Source organism: Streptomyces sp. NPDC002773, assembly GCF_040295605.1.
GTDB lineage: Bacteria > Actinomycetota > Actinomycetes > Streptomycetales > Streptomycetaceae > Streptomyces.
In genome coordinates, this window is sequence record NZ_JBEOVO010000012.1 from 190,648 (window position 1) to 203,397 (window position 12,750).

Here is a 12,750-nt window from a genome sequence, read left to right on the forward strand (position 1 = left end):
CGGGTACCCCACTCCCCCGCCGCCACTCCCCCACTCCCGCGCCGTCACTCCGCCGGCCCCGTCCGAACGACGCGCGCCACCCCCACCGCCTCGTCCGCACGGCGGGCCTACGCCCCCGACTCCCCCCGGATGACGGCCAGGACGCCGTCCAACTCGTCCGGCTTGACGAGCACGTCGCGCGCCTTCGAGCCCTCGCTCGGCCCGACGATGTTCCGGGACTCCATCAGGTCCATCAGCCGCCCGGCCTTCGCGAAGCCGACGCGCAGCTTCCGTTGGAGCATCGACGTGGAGCCGAACTGGGTGGAGACGACCAGCTCGGCGGCCTGGCACAGCAGGTCGAGGTCGTCGCCGATGTCCTCGTCGATCTCCTTCTTCTGCCGGGTGCCGACGGTGACGTCGTCCCGGAAGACCGGGGTCATCTGGTCCTTGCAGTGCTGCACGACGGCCGCGACCTCGTGCTCGGTGACGAAGGCGCCCTGCATCCGGACGGGTTTGTTGGCACCCATCGGCAGGAACAGACCGTCACCCTTTCCGATGAGCTTCTCGGCGCCGGGCTGGTCGAGGATGACGCGGCTGTCGGCGAGCGAGGAGGTCGCGAAGGCGAGCCGGGACGGCACGTTCGCCTTGATGAGACCGGTGACGACGTCCACGGACGGCCGCTGGGTGGCGAGCACGAGGTGGATGCCGGCGGCGCGCGCGAGCTGTGTGATGCGCACGATCGAGTCCTCGACGTCCCGGGGCGCCACCATCATCAGGTCGGCGAGCTCGTCGACGATGACGAGCAGGTACGGGTACGGCTTGAGCTCGCGCTCGCTGCCCTCGGGCAGCTTGATCTTGTCCTCCCGGACCGCCTGGTTGAAGTCGTCGATGTGCCGGTAGCCGTAGGCCGCCAGGTCGTCGTACCGGAGGTCCATCTCCTTCACCACCCACTGGAGGGCCTCGGCGGCCCGCTTGGGGTTGGTGATGATCGGGGTGATCAGGTGCGGGATGCCCTCGTACGCGGTGAGCTCGACCCGCTTGGGGTCGACCAGGACCATCCGGACGTCCTCGGGGGTCGCTCTTATCATGATCGAAGTGATCAGGCAGTTGATGCACGAGGACTTGCCGGAGCCGGTGGCCCCCGCCACCAGGACGTGCGGCATCTTCGCCAGGTTGGCCATCTCGTAGCCGCCCTCGACGTTCTTGCCGAGCGCCACCAGCATCGGATGGTCGTCCTCGGCGGCGGCGGCGAGCCGCAGCACGTCGCCGAGGTTGACCATCTCCCGGTCGCTGTTGGGGATCTCGATGCCGACCGCGGACTTGCCGGGGATCGGCGAGATGATCCGTACGTCGGGGGAGGCCACGGCGTACGCGATGTTCTTGGTGAGAGCCGTGATCTTCTCGACCTTCACGGCCGGGCCGAGCTCGACCTCGTACCGCGTGACCGTCGGCCCCCGGGTGAAGCCGGTGACGGCCGCGTCGACCTTGAACTCGGTGAAGACGTTGGACAGCGCGTCCACGACGGCGTCGTTGGCGGCACTGCGCGTCTTGCCCGGCCCGCCCCGCTCCAGGAGGTCGAGCGAGGGCAGGGAGTACGTGATGTCGCCGGACAGCTGGAGCTGCTCGGCCCGGGACGGCAGATCGGTCGGCTCGGGCGCGGGCTTCGTCAGATCCGGTACGCCCCCGCCGGAACGATCCGGCACGCCTCCACCGGAACGATCCTGTACGCCCCCGCCGGAGCGCCGGTCCCCACCCCGCGCCGGCGGTACGGGCGAGGCCGGCGCCGCCCGCTCGGGCGCCTCGGCGGTGGAGGCCTCCACGGCGGCCTTCCGCTCCGCGGTGACGTCCCTGGTGAGGTCGGCGACGATCGGGGAGGGCGGCATGCCGTTGAGCACCGCGCCGTCGAGCGCGGCGGCCGCCGCCGCCGCGACGTCCACCGGGTCGAGACCGTGGTCGGACGCGGGCCGCTCGGAGCTGCGGCGCGACGGGCGGCCGCGCCGCTCCAGCATCTCCGCCTCGGCACGGTCCACGTCGTACGGCTCCGCCGGGCCGCCGCCGCGGCGCCGGACGGGCCGAGCGGGCCGGGGCTGCGGGCGGGCCTCCCGCCACTCCTCGCCGTACCTCTCCTGGTCCTCGCCGTAGGCCTCCGCCGGGTCGTACGCGGGTTCGACGAGGCCGAGCCTGGCGCCGAGGGCGCGCAGCCGCTGCGGGATCGCGTTCACCGGGGTGGCGGTGACGACGAGCAGCCCGAAGACCGTGAGCAGCACCAGCATCGGTACGGCCAGGACCTCGCCCATCATGAAGACGAGGGGCTGGGACGCGGCCCAGCCGATCAGGCCGCCGGCGTCCTGCATGGCCTCGCTGCCGTCACCGCGCCCCGGTGAACCGCAGGCGATGTGCACCTGGCCGAGGACACCGATGACGAGCGCGGAGAGGCCGATGCTGATCCGGCCGTTGGCCTCGGGCTTCTCCGGATAGAGGATCAGCCGCACGGCGATCGCGCCGAGCAGCAGCGGTACCAGCAGGTCGAGCCGGCCGAAGGACCCGGTGACCAGCATCTCGACGAGGTCGCCGACGGGCCCGCGGAGGTTGGACCAGGTGCCCGCGGCGACGATCAGCGCGAGGCCGAGGAGGAGCAGCGCGAGCCCGTCCTTGCGGTGCGCCGGGTCGAGGCCCTTGGCGCCACGCCCTATCCCCCGGAACATCGCCCCCACCGCGTGGGCGAGGCCGAGCCAGGCGCCGCGCGCGAGCCGGTAGACGCCTCCGGTGGGGGACGGCGCGGGCCGGGGCGGGGCCTTCTTCGCCGCCGTCTTCCGCGCGGGCGCGCGCTTGGCGGGCGCGGCCTTCTTGGCCGGTGTCTTCTTCGCGGGCGGTTTGGCGGGGGACTTCGCGGCTGCCGCCTTCTTCGCGGCGCCCGTCGTACGGCCGGCGCGCGGCTTTGCGGTGCCCGCTGTGCCCTGGGAGCCCTTGCCGGACGTACGTGAAGCCATGATGCCGAGGTTACCGGTGTGGGGACCGGCTGTCCGCCTCACCCGTTCGTGTCGCCCCTGCCGGGGCGCGAAGCTGACGCCGCATCACGCCGGCGCGCGCCCGGCCAGGTCACCGGCGAACCGCCGGTGACGGTACGTCAGCCCTGGGCGGGCAGGTTCGGCGCGGCTCCGGTCCCCGGCTCCAGCGCGTCCAGGGCCCGGCGCAAGCCGGTGAGCTTGCGCTCCAGATGAGCGGCGGTGGCGACCGCCGCCGCGTCCGCGGAGTCGTCGTCGAGCTGCTTGGACAGCGCCTCGGCCTGCTCCTCGACGGCCGCGAGCCGCGCGGAGAGTTCGGCGAGCAGACCGGCGGACTCCTTGCCGTGGCCGCCCTCGCCGCCGCCCTCCAACTGGAGCCGCAGCAGGGCGGCCTGCTCGCGCAGCTTGCAGTTCTTCATGTAGAGCTCGACGAAGACGGAGACCTTGGCGCGCAGCACCCACGGGTCGAACGGCTTCGAGATGTAGTCGACCGCGCCGGCCGCGTACCCCCGGAAGGTGTGGTGGGGGCCGTGGTTGATGGCGGTCAGGAAGATGATCGGGATGTCCCGGGTCCGCTCGCGCCGCTTGATGTGCGCGGCGGTCTCGAAACCGTCCATCCCCGGCATCTGGACGTCGAGCAGGATGACCGCGAAGTCGTCCGTCAACAGCGCCTTGAGCGCTTCCTCCCCGGACGATGCCCGCACCAGCGTCTGATCGAGCGCGGAGAGAATGGCCTCCAGCGCCAGCAGATTCTCCGGCCGGTCATCGACCAGGAGGATCTTGGCCTTCTGCACCATGCCCCGTCCTCCTCGCCCCGGCAACGGCTCTCCCCGGCTCCCCGAACCGGGGGAGGCACCGGGCGCCGCCCCTGAAGACGACTCCCTAACGCCGTCCGTCCTTGTGCCGGTCATCGTAGCCGCACCCCGCCCGTCGCCACACCCTGTCACCGCGATGTCACTGTGCACGTACCTGAAACGCGGTGGGAGACCAGAAGGTTCCCCGTATCCAGCCCTCTCACACCCGTCTGGCGACAGTCCGTCAGCAGCGGCCGGGGGCCCGCGCGGCGCACCGCGCGGGCCCCCGGCGCGGAGTCACGCGCCCCGCATCCACTGCTCCATGACCGACAACAGGTGATCGGGGTCGACCGGCTTGGTCACGTAGTCGGAGGCCCCCGACTCGATCGCCTTCTCCCGGTCGCCCTTCATCGCCTTCGCCGTCAGCGCGATGATCGGCAGCCCGGCGAACTGGGGCATCCGCCGGATCGCGGTCGTCGTCGCGTATCCGTCCATCTCCGGCATCATGATGTCCATCAGGACGATCGTCACGTCGTCGTGCTGCTCCAGGACTTCGATGCCCTCGCGCCCGTTCTCCGCGTACAGCACCGCGAGCCCGTGCTGCTCCAGGACGCTGGTGAGCGCGAAGACGTTGCGGATGTCGTCGTCGACGATGAGCACCTTCTCGCCGGAGAAGCTGAACGTACGGCGCGGCTCGGCCTCCATCTCCGGTTCGACCCGGTCGGCCCCGGCCTCCTTGCCGGACTGCCCCGGCACCGCCGTCCGCGCCCCGGTCGCCTCCGCCGCCGCCTTCCGCCGGTGCCGGAACAGCGCACCGGCCCCCGACCGCGCCTCCGTCCGTACGGGCGGAGGCGGGAAGTGCGGGAACGGGTGGACGCCCCCGACCGTCCCCTCCTCCGCGCCCTGCTGCGGATCGTCCATGTCCTGCGGGCCCTGCCCGTAGACGCCCGTCGGCAGCTCCGTCGGGCTCAGCGGCAGATAGAGCGTGAACGTCGAACCGCGGCCCGGCTCGCTCGCGGCGAAGATCTCGCCGCCGAGCAGCCGCGCGATCTCCCGGCTGATGGAGAGCCCCAGACCCGTACCGCCGTACTTCCGGCTGGTCGTCCCGTCGGCCTGCTTGAACGCCTCGAAGATGACCCGCATCTTGCTCGCCGCGATCCCGATGCCCGTGTCGGTGACCGAGAACGCGATCAGGTCGGCCTCCGGGTCGCGCAGCGAGCCGGCCTCCAGGAGCTGCTCGCGGATCGACTGCGGCACGTCCGCGCCGGACGGCCGGATCACCAGCTCCACCGCGCCCGTGTCGGTGAACTTCACCGCGTTGGAGAGGAGGTTGCGCAGCACCTGGAGCAGCCGCTGCTCGTCGGTGTGGAGCGTCGCCGGCAGCTCGGGCGAGACCCGCACCGAGAAGTCGAGCCCCTTCTCCGCCGTGAGCGGCCGGAAGGTCGCCTCCACGTAGTCGACGAGCTGGACGAGCGCGATCCGGGTCGGCGAGACGTCCATCTTGCCCGCCTCGACCTTGGACAGGTCGAGGATGTCGTTGATCAGCTGGAGCAGGTCGGAACCCGCTCCGTGGATGGTCTCCGCGAACTCGACCTGCTTGGGCGTCAGGTTGGTCTCGGCGTTGTCCGCGAGCAACTTGGCCAGGATGAGCAGCGAGTTGAGCGGGGTGCGCAGCTCGTGCGACATGTTGGCGAGGAACTCGGACTTGTAGCGCATGGAGACGGCGAGCTGTTCGGCCCGCTCCTCCAGGACCTGCCGGGCCTCCTCGATCTCGGTGTTCTTCACCTCGATGTCGCGGTTCTGCCGGGCGAGCAGCTCGGCCTTCTCCTCCAGCTCCAGGTTGGAGCCCTGGAGCTCCTTCTGCCGGTGCTCCAGCTCGGCCGAGCGCTCCTTGAGCTGCTCGGTGAGCTCCTGCGACTGCTGGAGCAGCACCTCGGTCTTGGTGTTGACGCTGATGGTGTTGACCGTGGTGGCGATCAGCTCGGCGATCTGGTTGAGGAAGTCCCGCTGGATCTGGGTGAACGGCTGGAAGGAGGCCAGCTCGATCACACCGAGGACCTTCCCCTCGAACAGGACCGGAAGGACGATCACATGCGCCGGCGAGGCCTCGCCGAGCCCGGAGGAGATCTTCAGGTAGCCGGGCGGTACGTGGAGCTGGATGGTCCGCTTCTCGTCCGCCGCCGTGCCGATGAGCGTCTCGCCGGGCCGGAACGAGGTCGGCATGGAGCCCGGGGAGTAGCCGTAACTCCCGCGCATCCGCAGCTCGTACGAGCCGTCGCCCTCACCGACGAGTTCGGCGTCGCTGTGGGCGGAGCCCGTCGGCATGGCCACGAAGAAGGCGCCGTGCTGGGCCGAGACCACCGGCGTCAGCTCGCTCATGATGAGCGAGGCCACGTCGTCGAGGTCCCGGCGGCCCTGCATGAGGCCGGAGATGCGGGCCAGGTTGCTCTTGAGCCAGTCCTGCTCGTCGTTGGCGAGGGTCGTGTCGCGCAGGTTGGCGATCATCGTGTTGATGTTGTCCTGGAGCGCCTGGATCTCGCCGGCCGCGTCCACACCGTCGATCTTGACGTTGAGGTCGCCGCGGGTCACCGCGGTGGCGACGGCCGCGATGGCCCGCACCTGCCGGGTGAGGTTCCCGGCCATCTCGTTCACGGACTCGGTGAGGTCGCTCCAGGTGCCCTCCACGTCCCGGACCCGGGCCTGCCCGCCGAGCTGCCCGTCCGTGCCCACCTCGCGGGCCACCCGGGTGACCTCCTCGGCGAAGTTCGACAGCTGGTCGACCATCGTGTTGATGGTGTTCTTCAGCTCCTGGATCTCACCGCGCGCGTCGATGTCGATCTTCTTGGTGAGGTCGCCCTTCGCGATGGCGGTGGTGACCGCGGCGATCTGCCGCACCTGACCGGTGAGGTTGTCGGCCATGGAGTTCACCGACTCGGTGAGGTCCTTCCAGGTGCCCGAGACGCCCGGCACCCGCGCCTGGCCGCCCAGTTCACCCTCCGTACCCACCTCGCGGGCCACCCGCGTGACCTCGTCCGCGAACGACGACAGGGTCGTCACCATGGTGTTCACGGTCTCGGCGAGCTCGGCGACCTCGCCCCGCGCCTCGACCGTCACCTTCTTCGTCAGGTCGCCGTTGGCGACCGCCGCCGAGACCCGGGAGATGTTCCGCACCTGACTGGTCAGGTTGTTGGCCATCAGGTTGACGTTGTCGCTGAGGTCCTTCCAGGTACCGGTGACCCCGCGCACCCGCGCCTGACCGCCGAGGATGCCCTCCGTGCCCACCTCGCGGGCCACCCGCGTGACCTCGTCCGCGAAGTTCGACAGCTGGTCGACCATCGTGTTGACGGTCGTCACCAGCTCCAGGATCTCGCCCCGCGCGTCGACCGTGATCTTCTTCGACAGGTCGCCCTTGGCGACCGCCGTCGTCACCTCGGCGATGTTCCGCACCTGGATGGTGAGGTTGTTCGCCATGAAGTTCACCGACTGGGTGAGGTCCTTCCAGGTGCCCGAGACACCCTGCACCTCGGCCTGACCGCCCAGGATGCCCTCCGTGCCCACCTCGCGGGCCACCCGGGTCACCTGCTCGGCGAAGTTCGACAGCTGGTCCACCATCGTGTTGAGGGTGTTCTTCAGCTCCAGGATCTCGCCACGCGCGTCCACGTCGATCTTCTGCGACAGGTCGCCCCGGGCCACGGCCGTGGCGACCTGCGCGATGTTGCGGACCTGGGTGGTGAGGTTCCCGGCCATGCCGTTCACCGAATCCGTCAGATCACGCCACACCCCGGCCACACCCGGCACCTGCGCCTGACCGCCGAGCCTGCCGTCCGTGCCCACCTCGCGGGCCACCCGGGTCACCTGGTCCGCGAAGGCGGACAGCTGGTCGACCATGGTGTTGATGGTGTTCTTCAGCTCCAGGATCTCGCCACGCGCGTCCACGTCGATCTTCTGCGACAGGTCACCGCGGGCCACGGCCGTCGTCACCTGCGCGATCTGCCGCACCTGCGAGGTCAGGTTGCCGGCCATGAAGTTCACCGAGTCGGTGAGCTCCCGCCAGCGCCCGGAGACGCCGTCCACCCGCGCCTGACCGCCGAGCCGTCCCTCGGTGCCCACGTCCCGTGCCATCCGGGTCACCTGGTCCGCGAACGACGACAGCTGCGACACCATCGTGTTGACGGTGTTCTTCAGCTCCAGCATCTCGCCGGCCACGTCCACCGTGACCTTCTGCGACAGGTCACCGTTGGCGACCGCCGTCGTCACCTGCGCGATGTCACGCACCTGACCGGTCAGGTTGCGGAAGGCCGTGTTCACCGAATCGGTGAGGTCCTTCCAGGTCCCCGCCGCCCCCGGCACCTCGGCCTGACCGCCGAGGAGGCCCTCGACACCGACCTCCCGGGCCACCCGGGTCACCTCGGAACCGAAGGCCGACAGCTGGTCCACCATCGTGTTGACGGTGTTCTTCAGCTCCAGCATCTCGCCGGCCACATCGACCGTGACCTTCTGCGACAGGTCACCGTTGGCGACCGCCGTCGTCACCTGCGCGATGTCACGCACCTGCGTGGTGATGTTCCGGAAGACCGTGTTGACCGAGTCCGTGAGGTCCTTCCACGTCCCCGCCGCCCCCGGCACCTGCGCCTGACCACCCAGCAGACCCTCGGCACCGACCTCACCCGACACCCGGGTCACCTCGTCGGCGAACGTCCGCAGCGTCTTCGTCATCTGGTTGATGGTGTCCGCCAGCTGCGCGATCTCCCCGCGCGCCGACACCCGCACCTTCTGCGACAGATCGCCGTTGGCCACCGCTGTCGTGACCTCGGCGATGCCCCGCACCTGGTTCGTCAGGTTGCCCGCCATGGTGTTGACGGAGTCCGTGAGGTCCTTCCACACACCGGCGACCCCGGCCACCTCGGCCTGACCGCCGAGTTCACCCTCCGTACCCACCTCACGGGCGACGCGGGTCACCTCCGAGGAGAACGACGACAGCTGGTCCACCATCCGGTTGACGGTGTTCTTCAGCTCCAGCATCTCGCCGGCGACGTTCGCCGTGACCTTCTGCGACAGATCACCGTCGGCGACCGCCGTCGTCACCAGCGCGATGTCCCGCACCTGCGCCGTCAGCCGGTTCGCCATCGTGTTGACCGAGTCCGTGAGGTCCTTCCACGACCCCGACACCCCGCGCACCTGCGCCTGCCCGCCCAGCTTGCCGTCGGTCCCCACCTCGACGGCGACCCGGGTCACCTCCGAGGCGAACACCGACAGCTGGTCGACCAGGTTGTTGGCGGTACGCGCGACCTTCAGGAACTCCCCACGCAGCGGCCGTACCGCCCCGTCGGCACCCTCCGAACGCAGGTCCATCCGCTGGTCGAGGTCGCCCTCGGCCACCGCCGACAGCACCCGCCCCACCTCGGACACCGGCCGGGCCAGGTCGTCGACGAGCGCGTTCGCGGCCTCGATCGCCGCCGCCCACGCCCCCTCACTGGCCCCCGCCTCAAGACGCTCGGACAGCTTGCCCTCGCGCCCCACCACCCGGCGGACCCGCGAGAGCTCTCCCGTCACATGCATCTGCCGGTCCGCGACCTCGTTGAACACGGCGGAGATCTCCGCCATGACCCCGTCCCCGGACACCGTGAGCCGCCTGCGGAAATTCCCGTCCCGCATCGACACCAGCGCGGACAGCAACCGCTCCAGCGCCGCCGCGTCGACCTGCACCGTCCCCCCACGGGAACGCCCGCCCCTCGCGCGCGTGCCACTGCCTCCGCCGCGCCGCGCCGCCGTGCCAGGTTCCACCGTGTCCCTCCCGAAAGGGGTCGAACGTACCGCTCCGGCTCCCGCCGGTAGCCTGCCCAGTGTTTCACCGCCACCGAACCAGGCGATAACAGTTCGGCAGCTTCGCACATGCGTCCCTACCCCCGGGGGACGGAATCAGCGTGACCGGCATCCGCTGGGACAGTGAAGGTAAGTAACCTGGCTTCCGGCTGTCCAACCGCCCCGGTCAGCCCGGCGGGGGCGGTGAGCCGCGCGTACGACCACCGGGCAGCGGGAGGGACAGACCGAGCATGGCAGAGCCGGGCGTCGAGACGCGTACGAGGAGTTCTGTGATCACCGCGCGGGCGACTGCGACTTTCGAGCCCGTCGGGCGGTCCGTCGCGGCCGCCCGCGCCTTCGTCCGGGACACCCTCCAGGGCTGGGGACACCCCGAGCTCGTCGACGACGCCGTCGTCCTCACCAGCGAACTCGTCACCAACGCCGTCATCCACGCCGGCACCTCCGCCGAAGTCCTCTGTCTCCGCTCCGAGGACAGCATCCGCGTCGAGGTCGCCGACCGCTACCCCGAGCGCGAGATTCCCGTCCAGAGCGGCCGGACCCTCGGCAGCCCCGACCGCGAGAACGGCCGGGGCCTGCTGCTCTGCGCCGCCCTCGCCCACCGCTGGGGCGTCGACTACTCCCCCACCCGCAAGCACGTCTGGTTCCACCTCGACCTCCCCAGGCGTCCGGTCGGCACCCGCTCCGCCGGCCCCGTCCTCCCCGACGCGCTCCTCCCGGTCACCGACAGCCGCGTCCGCGTCGCCGTCGCCCAGATCGACCGCGGCGGAGCCATCACCGCCTGGAACGAGCACGCCGAGGAACTCTTCGGTTACGCCTCCGAGCACGTCACCGGCAAACCCCTCGGCGACCTCGCCGCCTGGCCCCACACCCCCGGCATCGGCACCGGCCTCGCCGAAGCCCTGCGCCTCTCCCGCTGGGAGGGCAGCTACGGCATCCGCTGCGCCGACGGCCGCGTCATCCCCGTCTACGCCTCGCACCTCCGGGTCCGCGACGCCCAGGGCGAACCCTCCACCGTCTGCCTCCTGGTACGCGAGCACGAGCGGGCCGTCCTCCAGACGCCGCAGCGCGCCACCGCCGAGCCGGGTGTCGAGAGCCGCGCCGCCGACCCCTTCGAGGTCTTCATCGGCTCCCCCGCCCCCGACGACCTCGACGGCCTGCTCCAGCGCACGGTCGAACGCGCCCGCGACATGCTCGACGGCGACGCCGCCTTCCTCCTCCTCGCCACCGACGACGAGACGGAACTGGAGGTACGGGCGACCACCGGCCTCCCGGCCGCCCGCCAGCGCTTCGCCCGCGTCCCCGTCGAGACCGGCGCCAGCCGTTACGGCTCCGCCCGCATGCCCGCCGTCCACGAGGACCTGGCCGCCGTCCCCGGCGCCGTCCCGCTCCTCGAAGGCACCGGCATGCGCTCGGTGGTCACCGTCCCGCTCAAGGTCGAGGGCCGGCTCACCGGCTCCCTCGGTGTGGCCGCCGAGAGCGCGAACCGCTACTCCAACGAGGAGGCCCTCCGCCTCCAGTTCGCGGCCGACCGCATCGCCCTGGCCGTGGAGTCCGCGCGCCTCGGTGAGCTGGAGCGTCTGCGCCGCGGCTCCCTCAGCTTCCTCGTCGAGGCCTCCGACCTCCTGGCCGGCACCCTCGACCGCGACCAGACGCTGGCCCTGATGGCCCAGATGACGGTCCCGACCCTCGCCACCTGGTGCGCGGTCTACACGATCGCCGACCAGACCTCCGATCCGTACCTCTCCTACGTCCTGCACGAGGACGAGGACCGCATCGACGGCCTCAAGGACCTGCTCTCCTCCATCTCCCCGCCCGACTCGGTGCCGACCCCCGGCGCCCGCGTCTGGACCGCGCCGGGCGACGCCGCCCACCGGGCCGCGCTCACCGCCTCGGTCCGCGCCCTCGACCACCCCACGAGCCCGCTGTCCTCCGGCATCGACACGACCCTGGCCACCGCGAGCACGGTCGCCGGCGAGACGGTCGTCCTGCCCCTGGTCGCCCGGAACCGGGTCATCGGCATGCTGACCCTCGGCAGGCCGTCGGACGACCACTTCCGCCAGGAGATCCTGGAGCTCGCCGAGGACCTCTCCCGCCGGGCCGCCCTCGCCCTGGACAACGCCCGCCTCTACTCGGAGCGGGTGGCCATCAGCCAGTCCCTCCAGCGCAGCCTCCTGCCGCCCGGCCTCCCCGACATCCCGGGCGTCGAGGTGGACGTCATCTACCGCGCCGCCGGCGAGGGCAACGAGGTGGGCGGCGACTTCTACGACCTCTTCCCGATCCGCGACGGCGCCTACGGCTTCGCCATCGGCGACGTCTGCGGTACGGGCCCCGAGGCCGCCGCCGTCACGGGCCTCGCCCGCCACGCCCTGCGGCTCCTGGCCCGCGAGGGCTTCGGCGGCCCGGCCGTCCTGGAGCGTCTCAACGCGGCGATCCTCGACGAGGGCGCCCGCAGCCGCTTCCTGACCCTGCTGTACGGCGAGATGCGCCCGCAGGAGGACGGCTCGGCGATCCTCAAGGTCGTCTGCGCCGGCCATCCCCTCCCGCTGCGCCTCCGCCCGGACGGCACGGTCGAGCCGTCGGCCGAGCCCCAGCCACTCCTCGGCGTCATGGAGGACCTGGAGCTGTACGAGCAGACGATCACACTCGACCCGGGTGATGTCCTCCTCTGCGTCACGGACGGCGTGACGGAACGCCGGGAGGGCACCCGCATGTTGGGCGACGACGGCCTGGCCGAGGTCCTCAAGACCTGCACGGGCCTGACGGCCGGCGCGGTCGCCTCCCGGGTCCTCCGCGCGGTGGAGCGCTTCGCCCAGGCCCCCGCCTCCGACGACATGGCCATCCTGGCGATGCGCCTCCGAGAGCCCCACGACCGCTGACAGAAGCCGGCGATCCCCCACCGGGGATCGCCGGCCCAGCCCTGCCTCCTGTACGGGAACGCAAAAAGGCCCCCGCCACAAGGCGGGGGCCTTTCTCTTTGGAGCCCTTTAACGGAATCGAACCGTTGACCTTCTCCTTACCATGGAGACGCTCTACCGACTGAGCTAAAAGGGCGGGTGTTCGGCGGCGTCCTACTCTCCCACAGGGTCCCCCCTGCAGTACCATCGGCGCTGAAAGGCTTAGCTTCCGGGTTCGGAATGTAACCGGGCGTT

The 12,750-nt window shown here is 71.1% G+C and carries 4 protein-coding genes, 1 tRNA gene and 1 rRNA gene; 1 reads left to right on the top strand and 5 read right to left on the bottom strand.

Translation table 11 applies throughout. The features are described 5' to 3' along the window. Nucleotides 1-107: 107 nt before the first annotated feature. From ABT034_RS17530 to ABT034_RS17540, 3 genes are all read right to left on the bottom strand, one after another. Nucleotides 108-2,969, bottom strand: coding sequence for a DNA translocase FtsK (locus ABT034_RS17530; protein ID WP_351216012.1), 2,862 nt, complete (start codon nucleotides 2,967-2,969; stop codon nucleotides 108-110). A gap of 137 nt (nucleotides 2,970-3,106) precedes the next feature. Beyond that, nucleotides 3,107-3,781, bottom strand: a complete 675-nt coding sequence (locus ABT034_RS17535) for a response regulator (RefSeq protein ID WP_250768824.1) — start codon at nucleotides 3,779-3,781, stop codon at nucleotides 3,107-3,109. Nucleotides 3,782-4,075: 294 nt separating this feature from the next. Further along, on the bottom strand, nucleotides 4,076-9,562 hold the full coding sequence (locus ABT034_RS17540) for a HAMP domain-containing protein (RefSeq protein WP_502972964.1): 5,487 nt from the start codon (nucleotides 9,560-9,562) through the stop codon (nucleotides 4,076-4,078). 269 nt (nucleotides 9,563-9,831) lie between these two features. Between ABT034_RS17540 and ABT034_RS17545 the strand changes: the two genes are divergently transcribed. Further along, nucleotides 9,832-12,477: a SpoIIE family protein phosphatase gene (locus ABT034_RS17545; RefSeq protein WP_351216014.1), complete on the top strand. Its 2,646-nt coding sequence runs from the start codon at nucleotides 9,832-9,834 to the stop codon at nucleotides 12,475-12,477. Between the two features lie 99 nt (nucleotides 12,478-12,576). On the opposite strand, the gene ABT034_RS17550 is transcribed toward ABT034_RS17545, so the two are convergent. Continuing rightward, a tRNA-Thr gene (locus ABT034_RS17550) sits at nucleotides 12,577-12,652 on the bottom strand. Between the two features lie 4 nt (nucleotides 12,653-12,656). Next, nucleotides 12,657-12,750 (bottom strand): 5S ribosomal RNA (gene rrf / locus ABT034_RS17555); the annotation flags it as partial.